Below are 17,267 nucleotides of genomic sequence, written 5' to 3'. Positions count from 1 at the left end.
GCGCTTGGTGCAGACATTAAGGTAAGGCTAGGCATAGTTCCTAGATTGAGGTGGTTCATTTCATGCGCGCGGAGTCGGTCGGATTCCAGGCTTTCGTCCTGAGTGGTGGTGCTCGGTGAGTGGAGATCAGTTGTCCGCACTGGACCGCCGGCGGGAGTTGCTGCGCAAACGGCTTGCCGAAAGTGGCGTGGAGGCGCAGGCCGCCACCGACGCGGCCCCCCGGGTCCAGGCGGGCGAGCGGCGCGAACTCGCACCAGGTCAGCGACGCATGTGGTTTCTGCAGACCAAAGATGAGGCTGATACCACGCTGAACGTCGGTGTTGCGCATCGGATGCGAGGTTCTCTCGACGAGATTCGGCTGCGTGATGCCTTCGCGGCGATTATCCGGCGGCATGACATTCTGCGCACTACCTATGGCGTCGACGCCGCCGGAGAGCCGTATCAGGTCTTCGCCGAGGACTTCGAACTTCCTTGGACCACTGTAGATTTAGCACATATTGAGGAGGGCGTGTGCGAGCGGGAGATTCAGGCGCTGGCAGGCCACGAGCTCGGACGCCCGTTCGATCTGACTGCCGACCTGCCGTTACGGGTCACGTTGCTCCGTTTGAGTGAGCAGGACTTCGTTCTGCTGTTGGTGGTGCACCACATCAGCTTCGACGACAACTCCTGGGACGTGTTCTTCGCCGAGTTGAGCGAGTACTACAACGCCCGCCCGGTTGAGGGTGATGCTCCTCAGTTCATGGTCGTGGGGGCGGCCGCCGCCAGGTCATCGGACGCCGGCATCGACTATTGGCGCCGGTCCCTGACGCCGCTCCCGGAGCCTCTGGACCTTCCCGGCTCGTCATCGTCAAACTTGAGTTCACGAGCTGCGCGGCGGCGAGCGATTCCGCTGTCCGCCGAGACTGCAGCGCGGATGGAGGAATTCGCCCGAGCGCACTCGGCAACGCCGTTCATGGTGCTGCTGGCGGCCTTTGGCACGCTTATTCATCGCTACACCGCGGCCACGGATTTCCTCATCGCTATCCCGGTAGTGGAGCGCAAGGCCAATGCGGAAAAAGCAATTGGCTATTTCGGTAACACGGTGCTGTTACGTGCCGGCGTGGACTCGAGGGCAGGTTTCGCCGCATACGTGACCACAATGCGCGAGGCGTGCCTGGGTGCCTTTGAGCACCAAGACATCGGAATCGACGAGGTGGTGCGCGAGGTCAATCCGAGCCGCGGCACCGGCCGCGACGGACTGGATGAGCTGGTGCGGCTCGGCTTCAGTATGCGCAAGGACCCCAACGGATATCGACTGGCAGGCGTGGAAACCACCCGCTTTGATCTCGATGCGGGTGCCGCGCAAGTGCCACTGGCTCTGGCGGTTGCGACGGACTCGACGGGCACCGTGGTTGAGATCGAATATCAGACCGATGCGCTACCTCAGTGGCTGGTGGATCAGCTCCTCGCGCACTATGGGCGGCTGCTTGATGATGGCCTGACTCGCCCGGAGGAACCACTCTCACGGTTGGATCTCTTTGGCGCCGAGGAGCGCTCGGCCGTCCTGGCGCAGTCGCACGGAGCGCTGTCCGATGTTCCGCGTGGGACGCTCGTGGATGTTCTTCAGACGGCGGCTCGGGCGACACCGGATGCGTTGGCGGTGGTGTCCGATGAGGCGGAACTTACCTATGACGCGCTGCACCGTCGCGCGAACCGCCTCGCGCGGTGGCTCATCGCGCAAGGGGTGGGCACCGAGGATGTAATCGCCCTCCAAATGTCGACATCGGTCGAGTTCATTGTGGCGATGTTTGCGGTCCTCAAATCGGGCGCGGCGTACATGCCCATTGACCCTGGCCTTCCCGGCGAGCGCATCGAGTATCTGAGCGCCGATGCGAAGCCCCGGATGGTGTTGGGAGCGCGGGAGTTCCAGGCAGCGGAGGAGAGCGCCGCCGCCCTTTCCGATACCGCGATTAGCGACGCGGACCGGTTGCGCCCGCTGCTGCCCGAGAACGTGGCCTACGTGATTTACACCTCCGGGTCCACCGGACGACCCAAGGGTGTTGCCGTTGCGCATGTGGCGATCGCTGAGCATGTGGTCGCTTTTACGGCCGACTGGAGCATGACAGCCCAGGATCGGATGCTGCAGTCCACCTCGGTGAGCTTCGATGCCTCGCTGGCCGACATTCTGTGCCCTTTGTCTTTGGGGGCGCAGGTCGTCGTTCCCAAGCCAAATCCTTTCTCCGATATCGGGTATGTGATCGATCTGGTGCGGCGCCGGGGCGTGACGGTGCTGCACATGGTGCCGTCGCTGCTCAATTCGGTGATGTTGATGCCCGAGGCCCGTGAGCTGCGCGGGCTACGGCACATTCCTGTCGGTGGTGAAGCGCTTCCCGGCGAGGTAGCGGACAAGTTTGCCCTCATGTTGGACGTCGAACTAAGGAATCACTACGGACCCACTGAGGCCGTGGTGTGTTCGACGTATATGCCTGTTGAAGGCCCTCAGGGCAATTCGGTCGTGCCGATAGGCCTGCCGAATCGAAACGTGTACGCCTACGTGTTGGACGAGTCGCTCGAACTGGTGCCTGCCGGCGTCGTCGGTGAGTTGTATCTCGGCGGTACGCAGCTGGCCCGCGGCTATCGTGGCCGACCCGTACTCACCGCCGAGAGGTTCGTGGCCGACCCGTTCAGTCCCGGAGGCCGACTGTACCGCACCGGTGATCTGGTGCGCCGCAATGTTTCCGGCCAACTGGAGTTTGTCGGCCGCGCCGACGAGCAGGTCAAGGTCCGCGGATTCCGCATCGAGCTTGGTGAGGTAGAGGGGGTCATCGGCGCCGATCCGCGAGTTGGTCGCTGTGTGGTCGCCGTGGTGGAGGATCCGCAGGTGGGTCCGATGCTGGCGGCCTATGTCGTGCCCGCCGCCGATGGACCCAACGCGGAGATCGACCTGGACGAATTGCGCGCTCGCGCTCAGGAACTGCTGCCGGGGTACATGGTGCCCAGCGCATTCGCGGTCATTCCCGAGATTCCGCTGACCACCAGCGGCAAGCTGGACAAGCGAGCGCTACCCACCCCGGACGCGATGGCGGCGAGGGAATTTCGGGCCCCGACGACGCCTACCGAACGTCGAATGTGCGCGATCTTCGCCAACTTGTTCGGGCGTGACGCGGTCAGTGTTGATGATTCGTTCTTCGAACTGGGAGGCCATTCGCTACTGGCCGCGCGCCTTGTCGCGCAGATCCGCGCTCAGTTCGGCATCGACTTGACGGTGCGCACGGTCTTCGACAGTCCCACTCCGGCGGGACTTGCCGAGCAGCTTGTCACGTACTTCCGCGAGGAGTTCGAGATCGAGCTGGATGAGTTGGACCTCGATGATTCCGATGAGATGGAGGTCGCTCCGCAGGACGGTCGGCCGGATCTCGTCGAAACCGCCCGTCCGGAGCGTCTGCCGCTCTCGTCGTCTCAGCTGTCCATGTGGTTCGAGTGCCAGATGGAGGGTGTTACCGATATCGGCAACATGTGGCTGGCGTTGCGTTTCGACGGTCCCTTGCAGACAACCGCGCTTATCGCGGCCCTCAACGACCTGGTCGCCCGTCACGAGACGCTACGCACCAATTTCGCGATCCACGAGGGTGGGCCCTACCAGATCGTGCATCCGTCGCGGGAGCTGTCGGTCCCGATCCTCCGGACCGATCCGGAGAATCTTGCGGACACCCTGGCCGAGCTGCGGCACCACATATTCGCGCTGGAATCGGAGTCGCTGTTTCGTCCCTCCATTGTCGAGCTGGGGGCCGAGGAGCACGTGCTGGCTCTGGCGGTGCACCACCTGGTGGTGGACCATGTCTCGTTCACCGTGATCGTCGATGATTTGGTGGCCGCGTACCGCGCCCGTATTGTGGGACAGGCGCCACAATGGGATCCGCACCCGGTGCAGTATGCGGACTATGTCTTGTGGCAGCGCAACGCATTCGGCGCCGGCAGCGAGTTCGGCCAGGCGGAGGTCGCATACTGGCGTGAGCTGTTGGCCGGCGTGCCCGTCGAGATAGCGGTGGCACACGATCGCGCTAGGCCGCAGATTCTCGGAAAGCGTGGTGAGGTCGAGAGATTCACCGTGCCGCCCGAGCGCAGGCAGGCGCTGACTCGGATGGCCGAGCGGCATGGTGTCACCGAATTCATGGTGTATCAGGCGGCGTTGGCCACTGTCCTGCATCGGCTCGGCGGTGGCACGGATATCGTCATTGGTAGCCCGGTCGCCGCCCGAGTGCACCCGAATGTCGCGAATCTTGTTGGGCTGTTTGCCAATATGGTAGCGCTGCGGAACGACTTGTCCGCGGACCCGACCCTGCGCGAGGTGCTGAAACGTAGCCGTGACGCCACGCTCAATGCACATGCACACCAGGAACTGCCCATCGAGAAACTGGTGGAGGCCATCAATCCGCCGCGTTCGCTCTCCTGGAATCCTCTGTTTCAGACAATGGTCAATTTCCGTGGTGCGGACTGGGGAACGGAGGCGCGTGACCTCACGGGTTCCGGCGGGACTTCTTTGGCACCGCTGCCGATGGAGGTGGACGTCTCCTATTTGGATCTGAACTTCGCGCTGAACGTCACGCCGTCGGGCGGGCTCGATGTGTCGGTGGTGGCCAACGCCGATCTGTATGACCCCGACACCACCCGGCTGATCGCAGGTGCGCTGGATGCGGCGTTCGACGCGTTCGCGATTGATCAGGACCTACGGGTTTCCGAGATCGTGCTGCTACCGGCGGATGCCATGGAGCGGCTGTTGGCTCCGCCGGCCGCCGCACACGAACGTGTCGCAGCGCCAGTGAATGAGGGGTCTGAGGGGACCACGCTCGAACTCATCGCCATCCTGGAGGAACTACTGGAGATCAGCGATATCGATCCCGAGGACAACTTCTTTGCTCTTGGCGGCGACAGCGTCATCTCCATCCAATGGTCGACCCGTGCTGCGGAACGAGGGCTGGCGATGACCCCGCAAATGGTGTTCGAATGCGCGACGATCTCTCAGCTGGCGGGCGCTGTCGATTCCGCTGACTCGGTTGCGGTAGAGGACAATTCCGGCACCGAAAGGTCGGCAGAGCCCAGCGCTCCGATGAGTGCTTCGGGCCTGAGTGCCGAGGCGCTCGCTGAGCTCACCGCATCGTGGCAGGCGCAGTCGTGACGGGTACCGAACAGCAGCCTCAGATCGAGGACGTGCTGGCGCTGAGTCCCTTGCAGGAGGGCTTCTTTGCGCTATCCCAGCTCGCCGACGAGAGCGTCGATCTGTACAGCATGCAGTTCGTCGCCGATATCGACGGTGGTCTCGATGTCGATCTGCTGCACCGCAGCGCTCAGGCACTCCTGACTCGGCACCCCAATCTGCGTGCTGCCTTCTGGGATCGCGGGCTGCCCAAACCCGTACAGATCGTGCCCACTCACGCGGACATTCCGTGGGAAGAACGTGAGGCACAGCCAACGGAATTCGACGAGATCGCGCTGAGCGAGCGGCGCCGCCCGTTCGATCTGGGCAAGGGGCCCGCGATCCGTATTGTGTTACTCACCGTCCCGGGTCAATCACGGCACCGGATGATCGTCACCACCCACCACATCCTCATGGACGGCTGGGCCATCGCCATCTTCTTCAGTGAGCTCCTCGCTGCCTATCAGGCAGACGGCGCTGTCGACGGCCTGCCGGCGGTGCGGCCCTACCGCGATTACATCGCATGGCTCAACGCGCAGGACACTACTGCGGCGACCGAACGATGGACGCGTTATCTGAGCACCGTCTCCGGGCCGCTCATGCTTGCCGACGGTGTTGTCGCCGCGCATGACAGCGTGCCGCAGAAGTCGCAATTCCTTTTGACTCCAGAGGAAACCGCGCGGCTTCGCCAGTGGGCGGCCGCGAACGGGCTCACCCTTAATACCGTGACGGCATTCGCATGGGCGCTCGTGCTCGGCAGGCTGACCGATCGCACGGATGTGGTGTTCGGCACCATCGTCTCCGGGCGGCCCAAGGAACTACCCGATGTCGAGCGGATGGTCGGGCTCTTCATCAATTCGGTGCCGATGGTGCATCACGTCGACTACTCGACCTCGGTGGTTGAGCAATGTGCACAATTGCAGCGCGACGCCGCGGCGATGCGCGATATTGGGTATCTGAGCCTGTCCGCGCTGCAGCGCGCCGAGGGCAGTGCCGCGTTGTTCGACACCCTGTTCGTCTTCGAGAACGCCCCGATAGGCGATGCGGCTCAGGCTGTCGAGATGGCAGACGGCACCCGCTTCCGTCCGGTTGAGATGGAAAGTCTGGCCCACTACCCGCTCACCGTGGTGTCGCATATGCATGGAGATTCGCTGCTGGTGCTCATCGAAGCAATTCCGGAAGCGTTACCGCATGTTTCGGGCGCCAGCATCGGCGAGCGCCTCGTCTCGGTGTTACGTCAGCTGCCGGGGATCGGTGACTGCACACCGAATGCGCTCGATGTGCTGACTGCCCGTGAGCGCGCGGAAATCGTCGTCACGCCGTCGGCGGCCGATCCGTCGGTTGCTTCCGTGTGGGAGCTGTTCGCGTCGCAGGCCGCCGAGAAGCCCGATGGTCTTGCGCTTACTGTGCAGTCGGCGGGGGCCGACACGCGGTACTCCTACGCGCAGTTGCATGCCGACGCGTGCCGGTTAGCCGCCGAGCTGGCCGACTACGAAATCGGCCCGGAAAGCACTGTGGCGCTGGCTCTCCCGCGATCTACCGATGCCATCGTCGCTATTCTTGCGGTCCTGGCCGCCGGCGCGGCATATGTTCCGGTGGACATCGGGTTGCCGACGGCGCGCATCGAAGCGATTCTGCGTCAGTCTGATCCGAAACTCATCGTCACGGTCGGCGAGCATCGGGATATCGCCAACGGGCGATATCCCGTTCTGGCGCTCGACGAGCCGGCGAGTATCGAGCGGATCTCCGCGCGCCCCGCCGCTTCGCCTGTGGTCGATCGGCACCGTGAGCAGAGTGCCTATCTCATCTTCACGTCCGGCTCGACCGGTGAGCCCAAGGGGGTCATCGGTACGCACGGTGCGTTGATGAGTTATTTTGCCGACCACCGTGACCGGGTGTATCGACCGGCTACCGCGCGGCTCGGACGGACGCTGCGGATCGCCCACGCATGGTCGTTGAGCTTCGACGCCTCATGGCAGCCGATGATCGGTCTGCTGGACGGGCACACCGTGCACCTATTCGACGCCGAGGCCATGCGGGATGCCCATCGACTGGTGCAGGGCATGGCCGCGCACGGTATTGACATGATCGACACCACGCCGTCGATGCTGGCTCAGTTGTCCGCTGCGGGCCTGCTCGACCGGGAGCTTCCCGTGCTGGCCCTTGGTGGCGAGGCCATCGAGACGGCTCTGTGGAACCGGCTGCGTTCGTTGAGCGGTACCGCAGTCTACAACTGCTACGGCCCTACCGAGACGACTGTCGAAGCCGTCGTGGCGCCGGTGAAGGACTATCCGGAGCCCACCATCGGCACGCCCAATCAGGGAATGGCAGCGTACGTCCTGGATTCGCGGCTGCGGCCGGTGCCGGACGGCGCCGTGGGCGAGTTGTATCTCGCCGGTGCCCAGCTGGCTCGCGGATACGCGGGTAAGCCTGCGGTGACGGCGGGTGCCTTTATCGCGGATCCGCAGCGACCGGGTCAGCGCATGTACCGGACGGGCGACTTGGTCCGCCGTTTACCCCACGGAGGTTTCGCGTATCTGGGCCGTGCCGACTCCCAGGTGAAGATCCGCGGTTATCGGGTCGAGGTCGGTGAGATCGAATCCGCGCTGCGTCTACAACCGGGTGTGCAGACCGCCGCGGTGACCGTGGTGCGCCGTGCGGGCGGTGCCACTCTCGTGGGTTTTGTTGTCTCCCAGGAGGAAACGGCAGAATTCGACTCCGCCCGGACTCTGTTAAGACTCGCCGATCGGCTGCCGTCTTATATGATGCCGTCGCGTCTGGTTGTGCTCGAGCGGCTGCCCGTCACGGTAAACGGCAAGCTGGACGGCGATGTGCTGGAGCGGCTCGCGCTGGACGCGCTGTCCGGAGGCGCCGCCGAGGGTATCGCGGCGCAGCCAGGCAGCACTACCGAATGCGCACTGTGCGAGTGCTGTGCCGAACTGTTCGACGGAACCGCTCCGGGTATCGACGAAGACTTCTTTTCCCTTGGCGTGGACAGCATCGTCGCGATTTCGTTGGTGAACAAGGCGCGTAAACGCGGCCTGGTGATTACCCCGCGCATGGTGTTGGCCGCGCCGACCATCCGGCAGCTCGCAGCCCTCATAGACGAACGAGCCGAACGAGACGAACGAGCCGAACGAGCCGATCGCACCGAGGGCCTGGATTCGATTGCCGGAGAATCGGACTACGGCGAGGTCCCGCCATTGCCGGTGGTGTCGTGGATGTACGAAAGCGAAATCTACCGTCGGCTCTCGTTGTCGGTGCTTGTCCGGCTGCCCGAGGGCATCGATGGTCCACGGATCGAGCAGATGCTGCAGCTGCTTCTCGATGGATTCGCCATGTTGCGGTCGACGCTGGTGGATACCCCTGACGGTCTGCGGGTGCTCACCCGCGAACCAGGTGTGGTGCGCGCCGAAAGCGTCCTTCGCCGCGTGGACCTGTCTCCAGGAGAGGCCGCTCATGCCGCGATAACCACTGCCGCACGGGACGCCTTTGACGCCCTGAACCCGTCATCGGGTGCCATGATGCGAGCAACCTGGCTCGTGGATGCCGACGCGGGCGACGCCCTGCTGCTGACCGTCCACCACCTGGCGATGGACGTGGTGTCCTGGCACATCGTGCTGGGCCACCTCGCCGACGTGTGGCAGGTGGTCGAATCCGGGGGAGTGCCCAAGGCGCCCATGGAGTTCACCTCGTATCGGCGGTGGAGCCAGTTGATGCAACAGCGCGCCTCCAGCGAGGACGTTTCGCATCAGCGGGATTACTGGGCCATGCAGGTCTCGGGGGCCGATCCGGAACTCGGGTCGCGGCATGCCGATCCGGCCCGCGACAGCTGGGGGACCTTGCAGACCACCGCGGTACCGACACCTGTCGACATCACCGCGCGTCTATTGGCCTCACTGACTAAGCCCGAAGGTGTCTATGGATTCCTGCTGGCGGCGCTGGCGGTCACGGTGGCCAGCTGGCGCACGCAGCGCGGACAGGACCCTGCCGTGGGAACCCTGGTATCGCTGGAGGGCCACGGCAGGGCCGACGCGGAGCTCGACACCGACACCAGCGGCACCGTCGGCTGGTTCACCACGGTCTACCCGGTGCGTGTCGGCCCCGGTGAGACGGCGATAGACATTGATCAGGTGGAGAACGACAGCCAGGCGGCCGGTCGGCTCTTGGCCACGGTCGCCGAGCATCTCAGCGAGATTCCGCACCAGGGACTGGATTACGGCCTGCTTCGCTATACGGAGCGCTGTGAAGAGCTGGCTTCGGCCCGGGATCCGCAGATTCAGTTCAACTATGTGGGCCGGATGGATATCAGCGGTATAGACGATCAGCCGTGGTCACTCATCACGGATTCGCGCGCTCTTGCCGTACCTCCGGACTCCGAACCGGATCTACCGCTGCGATTCGCCATCAACATCGGTTCGGCGGTGATGACAACCGCCGAAGGACCGCAGTTGGTCACCAACTGGCAATGGAGCTCAAACCTTTTCACCTCGGCGGATGCCGACCGGCTGGCGCGGCTGTGGCAACGGAGCGTTGCCGCGCTGGCTCGGGCACTCGACGGATAGCGACAGGAAGACAGCACGGATGGAATCAATCAGCAAGGACGAGATCAAGGCGACTGTCGCCGACCTCATTGGGCTCACCCCCAGGGAGATATCGGACGCCGCCGACCTCATCACGCTTGGGCTGGACTCGATTCGCATGATGACCCTGGCAGGTGGATGGCGCAAGCGGGGGAGCCGCATCACCTTCGCGCAGCTCGCCGCCGAGCCGTCGGTCGAGTCCTGGCACGCGCTGTTGGGCGATAACGCGGAATCGGCCCCGGACGTTCGTGCCGATGTCGCGGCAGCTGCCACTCCGGCGGACACGGATGACGCGGCGGAGGATGCGCCTTTCCCGCTGGCCACCATGCAGCACGCCTACTGGATCGGTCGTTCGGAGGATCAGGAGCTCGGCGGTGTCGCCGCGCACCTGTATGTCGAGTTCGACGGTGGAGCAATCGATCCCGAGCGGCTGAGGCTGGCGGTGGCCCGGCTTGTGGCGGCACATCCGATGCTGCGCACCAGGTTCCTGCCCGACGGCACCCAGCAGACCTTGTCGGCTCCGGAGTGTGATGTGTTCAGCGTGGTGGACCTGCGGGGACGTGCGGACAAGGAGATTGAGGCGGCACTGACGGAGCTCCGTGAACGCAAGACGCATCAGCGCCTGGCGATCGAGGACGGCCAGGTGGTCGATGTCACGCTGACCCTGCGCGACGAGCAGCGCAGCCGCCTGCATCTGGATGTCGACATGCTGGCCGGGGACGCGATGAGCTACCGGGTGCTGGTGTCGGATCTGGCTGCGCTGTACCACGGTGCCGCGCAACCAGAGTTGGGATACACCTACCGGCGGTATCGCACCGAACAGCGCGGCGATGAGTCGGCGCGCGAGCGTGATCGGAAATGGTGGAGCGAGCGGCTGGACGACCTGCCGGGTGCGCCGGAGCTGCCGACCGTACCGGTCAGTGAACGCACCGAACCACACCGCACCGTCCGATACGACTACTGGCTGGAACCGCAGGCCAAGCAGCAGTTGCTGGCGGCCGCGCATCAGCGCGGTATCACCCCCGCGATGGCGATGGCCGCGGTCTTCGCGGAGACGATCGGAGGGTGGTCCGCGCAAAGCCGGTTCCTGCTGAATGTCCCTCTGTTCCATCGGGAAACGGTGCATCCCGATATCGACCGGGTGATCGGCGACTTCACCTCTTCGATCATGCTCGAGGTCGATCTCACCGATCAGATGTCGGTGGCCGACCGGGCCCGGGCCTTGCAACGCAGCATGTACGAGAGCGGGGCGCATTCGGCGTATCCCGGGCTGAATGTGCTCCGCGATCTCGGTAGGCACCGCGGTGAGCCGGTGTTAGCGCCGGTTGTCTACACCAGCGCGCTGAATCTGGGGGAGCTGTTCGCCTCGTCGGTCATGGATACCTTTGGCGAACCGGTCTGGATCATTTCCCAAGGGCCGCAGGTGCTGTTGGACGCGCAGGTCACTGAGGTGCGCGGCGGCCTGCTGCTCAACTGGGACGTGCGTGAATCGGCTTTCCCCGAGGGCATGGTCGACACTATGTTCGCGCGCTACACCGATGCGGTGGCGGCACTGTGCATCGGAGACGACGGCTGGAATGCCGATGCGGCCGTTCGACTTCCGGCCTCGCAAGCCGATGTCAGACGAACCGTCAATGCGACCGACGGCCCGGTGAGCGGCCGATGCCTGCATGAAGGATTCTTCGATTTCGCGAAGACGCACCCCGGCGCATCCGCGGTGGTGTGGGGCTTCGGTGGCGAGGACGGGGTATGGACGTATGGCGACCTGGCCGCGCAGGCCCTGGCGGTGGCCGGCGCGCTGCGGGCCCGGGGCGTTCAGCCGGGCGATGCGGTGGCGGTGCAGCTGCCCAAGGGGCGCGATCAGATTCTCGCCGTGCTCGGTGTGCTCGCCGCCGGGGCGACGTACATCCCCATCGGATTTGACCAGCCTGCTCGTCGCCGGGCCAGCATCCTCGAAACCGGTGGAGTTGCGATGGCGATAACCGTCTCGGACGCTGACATTCCGGTGCCGTCGGTGTCCATCGATACCGCTCGGCACCACGGCGAGCCGTTGGCTGCGCCAGTCATTCCACCGACCGACGCGATCGCGTATGTGATCTTCACGTCTGGCTCGACGGGCACCCCCAAGGGTGTGGACGTGCTGCACCGCGGGGCAATGAACACCATCGATGCCGTCAATGAATGGTTCGATGTCGGGCCGACCGACAGGGTGCTGGCGCTGTCGGCGCTGGAGTTCGACGCATCCGTGTATGACATCTTCGGAATGTTCTCGGTCGGCGGATCGCTGGTTGCAGTCGATGTCGAGCAGCGCGCCGAGGCCACTACGTGGGTGGATCTGATACGGCGCCATAAGGTTTCGATCTTAAACTGTGTGCCGAGCATGCTGGACATGATCCTGGAAATCGGCGGTAACGGCCTGGGTGACTCGCTGCGGGCGGTCACCCTGGGCGGCGACTGGGTGGGCGCTGACCTGGCGACCCGCCTGGCCGCGCAGGTCCCGGGCTGCAGATTCTCCGGCTTGGGCGGAGCCACCGAGACATCAATTCACAACACCATCTGTGAGGTGGTGGGGGACCCGCCCGCGCACTGGGCGACGGTGCCTTTCGGTGTGCCGCTGCGCAACGTCCGATGCCGGGTGGTGTCACCCGCAGGTCGCGACTGCCCGGACTGGGTACCCGGTGAATTCTGGGTGGGTGGTGCCAATGTCGCGGCCGGATATCGCAATGACCCCGAACGCACCGCAGAACGATTCGTCGAGTACGACGGGTTGCGCTGGTATCGGACGGGAGACATGGCCAGGTACTGGCCGGACGGAACCGTCGAATTCCTCGGCCGCGCAGACCATCAGGTGCAGATCCGTGGTTATCGCGTGGAGCTGGGCGAGGTGGAAAGCGCGCTGCGGATGGTGCCCGGTGTGCGCCATGCCGTCGCTGCCATTGTCGGCGGTGATGCGCCGATCCTCGTTGCCGCCGTGTCGGGTGCCCCGGATCAATCGGCAGATTATGCGGCGCTGCTCGGCGATGTGGTCCCCGGTTACATGGTCCCGGCTCGCGTCGAGCTCCTGGATCAGATGCCGTTGACCCCGAACGGGAAGATCGATCGGGGGGCGGTGACCGCTCTGCTCGAAGAGGTGGCCACCGCCGGAACCGACTCGGCTCCCCGGGATGATCTCGACATAGCCCTCGCCGATCTGATGGCAGGTGTGCTGGGCGTGGAATCCATTGGTGTGCACGACGACTTCTTTGCCCAGGGCGGCGACTCGGTGCTCGCCACGACGGTCATCGCGCGAGTGCGCGACTGGCTGTCGGTCGAGCACGCACTGGTCGGCGACCTCTTTGCCACCCGTACCGTCGCCGGGCTTGCCGACCGGCTCAAGCAGCGCGAGATCGAAAACGGAACTCCGGACCGCTTGGCTGTGGTCGCTGGGCACTACCTCGAGATCGCGGCGATGACCGATGAGGAGATCCTGGCCGGCACCACCTGACCGTTCAGGAGGTCGCGGGCGTACCCAGCACCATGCTGCCCACGCTGCACTCCTGCAGCTCCGGAACGGCTGCGGCCGCGGTGAACGCCGCGGTATCGCCGAATCCCTGGGCGCATGCGCCCAGACCCATGGCGGTGGCGGCCAGGTAGATGGTCTGCATGAGCACACCGACGTGCTTCAGGATGGCCGAGTAGGCGACCTGCTCGTAGGTCCACATCACCCGCCCGGCGCGCGCGCCCATCACCAGCAGCACCTGTGGTTCGGCGCCCCCCTCCAGCGTCGCGGAGGTCGATTTCAGCAGCTGCTTGACCGCGGTGGAAGCGGCGTCGGCCACCGGCCGCAGTGCGTGCTCGAAGGAGTCGTAGTGGTACATGCCGGGTGCGAGTCCGGCGACGTTGCGCACCACCGGATACAGCTCGAGTTCGTACACGCTGCCACCCGACGGGTACGGGCGGGATAAGAGCTCCTCGCCTTCGCTCTCCGAGCGCGCACCACGGGTACGGGCCGTGCGATACAAGAGCTCGGAAAGCTGTTCGATGGTAATGGGATTGGCATCATCGAAGGCGCGTACCGAGATCCGATCCTCGATGACCGTGGTGAGGGTCGGGTCCGCGGCGCGGAGGACCGCCAGATCCGGGGCGGGTAACGGGATGGAGCTTCCCGGATAGTCGGGTTTGCGCGCCGGTGGCTGGGGGAACTTGCCCTTCGCCCATTTCGTGGGACCGAAATGATCCCACGTGATGGTGCGCTCACCCAGGGTGCTGCGCCGGTGGAACCATAGGTCCGCTGCGTTCCAACTGATCGAGGCGAACTCGTGGTTTTCCTCATCGCTGTCGGAGACGACGAATCCGCCCCAGCGTAAATCTGCCAGGAATCGTGCGATGAGCTCCTCGCTCAGGTCGGCGACAGCGCGTCCTGGCCCGTCGAGCAGGGGAAGCAGGCGCAGATCGTGGATGCGGATATCGCACCAGCTGAGCGGGTTTTCGAGCACATATCCCCGTGAATCACGATGCAGTACGGAGAATTTCGACAGATGGGTGCCCGACGGTAGGGCTCCCACGGGGTAGGGACCGGGGGTTCCGAAGCATTCGACGGCGTATAGATCACGCCTGTCGTCACGGACCGCTACCGATAGCCATCCACCTTCGAGCAGCCGCGTGATGAGTGCTTCGATGACGTCGCTGTCGTCGCCGTCGTCGCTGCCGACAAGTTCGGGGAGCGTCGCGGGACCGCTGTTGAGAGTCTTCAGCACGCGCCGCTGCGGCCCGGTGAGGCCGGTGAGTTTCTCGTTGCGCGGCGGGTTCAGCAGTATGCCGCCCGCCGCTGTGACGAGGCATGTTGCGCCGTCGCGTAGGGCGAACCGGGTCCCGGCAGGGTAGGTGAGAGCGGACAACGGAAGCCTTCCGGAAGGTGTGCTGACGCCGAATACGTATGCGTTTTCACGACGATCATAAGGAACCCCGGTAAGGTACCCCTAACTTGGGCTCCATTTGCTGGAGGGTGGATTGCTGTCAGCCGTTTGGGCGGGTGAGTTACCTGCGCCGCGGATTCAACATGCGACCCGATGAATGAGCACGCGCGGCGCCCCGGCCGATGGTGCTGGGTGACGCCGAAAGTGCCCAGTACGCTGAGCATCCAGCGAATGTCCGAACGACGAGGAGTGCTTGATGAATTTCGGCGATTTCCAGCTCCAGTTCTATGCGGCGGGTGCGCTCGGCAAAGTGTCGACACTTCCCTTCACCTTTGCCGAGCTGGAGAGTCGGGCGGAGCAGACGCTGGGAGAGGGGATCTTCGGCTACGTGCGTGGTGGCGCCGGCGACGAGCACACCCAGGATGCGAATGCCACCGCGTTGCGCCACTACGGGCTCGTGCCCCGGATGTTGCGCGACCGTACGACTCGGGACATGTCGACGTCATTTCTGGGACGCGAGCTCACGAGTCCGGTATTCATCTGCCCGGTGGGTGTGCTGGGTGCGGTCCGTGACCGTGGCGATCTGTTGACGGCCGCCGCCGCCCGTGAGCTTGATGTGCCCGCCATGTACTCGACACTCTCGTCGGCGACTCTTGAGGAGGTCGCCGCGGAGCGTGGCGATTCCTACGGGATCTTCCAGCTGTACCCGTCATCGGATGCCGAGCTGACTGACAACTTCATCCGGCGTGCCGAGGCGGCGGGATATGACGCGCTCGCGGTGACCCTGGACACGGGCACCCTGGGATGGCGTCCCCGTGATCTCCAACACGGCTATCTGCCGATGCTGCACGGACACTGCCTGGCGAACTACACCTCCGATCCCCGCTTCCTGGAGATCGCGGGCGTACGTACCGCCGGAGAACTGACTCCGATGCACGCGGGTCTGGTGTGGGCGTCGCTCTTCAGCCATCCGGGGCTGACGTGGGCGGACATCGATCACTATCGAGAACTGACCAAGCTCCCGATCATCCTGAAGGGCATCTGCGACGTCGATGACGTTCGGCAGGCGGTGGATCGCGGCGTTGATGCCATTGCCTATTCCAATCATGGTGGGCGGCAAGCGAATGGTGGAATTCCCGCCATCGATGGTCTCGCCGCGGCAGTCCAGGCGGCCGGCTCGGTTCCGGTGACTTTCGACTCCGGGGTCCGTGACGGTATCGACATATTGCGCGCCGTCGCCCTCGGCGCCAGCCTGGTGGGAGTCGCCCGGCCATACGTGTATGGGCTGGCGCTGGACGGAACCAACGGCGTCAAACACGTCATCCAGTCACTGCTGGCCGAAGCCGACCTGACCATGGCGGTGAACTGCTATCTTTCGCTCGACGAGTTGGCGGTGCAGCGGCTTTCCTGATGCACGGTGACTGAGTGGGGGTGTCGTGATTCAGCAGTGGCCGCAAGAACCGGTCCCGTATCCGGGTTATCCGATGCCCTCGTCCAGACCGAGTCGATGGGCGACGGTGACGATCATCGTCTCCGGGCTGATTGCCGTGGTTGCGTTGTCCGGGTGCGGGTTTCTGGGGTGGACATTGGTGGCCGATGGTGCGGCGGTTCCTGATACGTCGGAAGGGTGGCGTGTCCAGCTCAGCCGAGATCGAGAGGCGCACAAGGCAGGCCAGCAAGCGCAGGAAGCATCCGCCGCGTTCGCACTGCTGATGATCAACACGGACTATCGCGATGTCGATAGAAACAGGTCGCAGATACTGGAGAAGTCGACCGGTGCGTTCAAAGAGAAGTACACGAAGTCCAGCGCTCAACTGCGCCAGATTTTGGTCGACAACAAGGCGAAATCCAGCGGCAAGGTGATCGATTCCGCGATTCACACCGAGTCGGTCGACAAGGCCATCATGCTGCTCTTCATCGATCAGACCGTGACCAACGTCGCGGTACCCGACGGGCGTGTTGATCGCAGCCGGCTGCGAATGACCATGGAGAAGGTCGACGGTCGTTGGCTGGCAAGCGATGTCGAGCTGATATGACCGGTTATCCCGCGCCGCCCGGTGGCCAGCTGCGAATTGTCCTCGCCAGCTTGATGGTTGGCGTTGCCGTTGTCGCACTGTGTGCCTGCGGACTTCTGGCGTGGAAGCAGTTTCATGATGGTCCAATTCTGGTTGCGCAGCGGGAGAAGGCCGCACAGGAACACGATGAGTTCAATCGTGACCGTCAGATCCGAGAATTCAGGGAGCAGGCGCGCGACGCCGCCGAGGCGGTAGCTGCCATCTTGACCTCGATCGATTCGGGCAACGTCGATGAGAACTTCGCCCAGATCCTGGAGCGCTGCACGGGCGAGCTCAAAGACGAGTTCACGAAAGCGTCAGTGCAACTGCGACAGCTGTTGATCGACAACAAGGCCAGCGCGGCAGGCAAGGTCGTCGCCTCGGCGGTGCAATCGGATACGGTCGACAAACCCGAGAAGAGCGTCGTGATCCTGCTCGCGGTGGATCAGTCCATCGCCAATTCTGTTCAGCCCGAACCACGGATCGACAGGAGCCGGATGAAAATGACCATGGAGCTGGTGGACGGTCGCTGGCTTGCGGGCAAGCTCGAATACATCTAGGG

Annotated in this window: 7 protein-coding genes; 6 read left to right on the top strand and 1 reads right to left on the bottom strand. The window is 64.2% G+C overall.

The window, feature by feature from the left end; genetic code table 11:
- Positions 1-115: 115 nt before the first annotated feature.
- Genes AC5Y5C_RS21710 through AC5Y5C_RS21700 form a run of 3 tightly spaced genes read left to right on the top strand, consistent with a single transcriptional unit; the run spans position 116 to position 13,240 of the window.
- Positions 116-5,155, top strand: coding sequence for an amino acid adenylation domain-containing protein (locus AC5Y5C_RS21710; protein WP_499976378.1), 5,040 nt, complete (start codon positions 116-118; stop codon positions 5,153-5,155).
- Positions 5,152-9,738 (top strand): amino acid adenylation domain-containing protein, encoded by a 4,587-nt coding sequence (locus tag AC5Y5C_RS21705; protein ID WP_499976377.1) that lies wholly within the window; start codon positions 5,152-5,154, stop codon positions 9,736-9,738. The genes AC5Y5C_RS21710 and AC5Y5C_RS21705 overlap by 4 nt, the downstream gene beginning before the upstream one ends.
- Before the next feature lie 19 nt (positions 9,739-9,757).
- Positions 9,758-13,240 carry a non-ribosomal peptide synthetase gene (locus AC5Y5C_RS21700; RefSeq protein ID WP_499976375.1) on the top strand — a complete coding sequence of 1,161 codons (3,483 nt, stop codon included), beginning with the start codon at positions 9,758-9,760 and terminating at the stop codon, positions 13,238-13,240.
- 4 nt (positions 13,241-13,244) lie between these two features.
- On the opposite strand, the gene AC5Y5C_RS21695 is transcribed toward AC5Y5C_RS21700, so the two are convergent.
- Positions 13,245-14,633, bottom strand: a complete 1,389-nt coding sequence (locus tag AC5Y5C_RS21695; RefSeq protein WP_499976373.1) for a SagB family peptide dehydrogenase — start codon at positions 14,631-14,633, stop codon at positions 13,245-13,247.
- A gap of 274 nt (positions 14,634-14,907) precedes the next feature.
- On the opposite strand from AC5Y5C_RS21695, the gene AC5Y5C_RS21690 reads away from it, so the two are divergent.
- The 3 genes from AC5Y5C_RS21690 (at position 14,908) to AC5Y5C_RS21680 (ending at position 17,265) form a co-directional block, all read left to right on the top strand.
- Complete coding sequence (locus AC5Y5C_RS21690; protein WP_499976371.1) at positions 14,908-16,062, top strand: alpha-hydroxy-acid oxidizing protein; 1,155 nt, start codon at positions 14,908-14,910, stop codon at positions 16,060-16,062.
- A gap of 73 nt (positions 16,063-16,135) precedes the next feature.
- Positions 16,136-16,687, top strand: coding sequence for an Rv1363c family protein (locus tag AC5Y5C_RS21685; protein WP_499976370.1), 552 nt, complete (start codon positions 16,136-16,138; stop codon positions 16,685-16,687).
- Positions 16,684-17,265, top strand: a complete 582-nt coding sequence (locus AC5Y5C_RS21680; protein WP_499976368.1) for an Rv1363c family protein — start codon at positions 16,684-16,686, stop codon at positions 17,263-17,265. The genes AC5Y5C_RS21685 and AC5Y5C_RS21680 overlap by 4 nt, the downstream gene beginning before the upstream one ends.
- The last annotated feature ends 2 nt before the right edge of the window (positions 17,266-17,267 follow it).

It is taken from the genome of Mycobacterium sp. NGS15 (assembly GCF_059813245.1).
Note: the sequence above shows the minus strand (reverse complement) of the source record. Positions and strands in the feature narration are given on the sequence as shown.

Coding starts and splice junctions, on each gene's coding strand:
- AC5Y5C_RS21700 (WP_499976375.1), top strand. CDS start 9,758: ATGGAATCAATCAGCAAGGACGAGATCAAGGCGACTGTCGCCGACCTC.
- AC5Y5C_RS21690 (WP_499976371.1), top strand. CDS start 14,908: ATGAATTTCGGCGATTTCCAGCTCCAGTTCTATGCGGCGGGTGCGCTC.
- AC5Y5C_RS21685 (WP_499976370.1), top strand. CDS start 16,136: ATGCCCTCGTCCAGACCGAGTCGATGGGCGACGGTGACGATCATCGTC.
- AC5Y5C_RS21680 (WP_499976368.1), top strand. CDS start 16,684: ATGACCGGTTATCCCGCGCCGCCCGGTGGCCAGCTGCGAATTGTCCTC.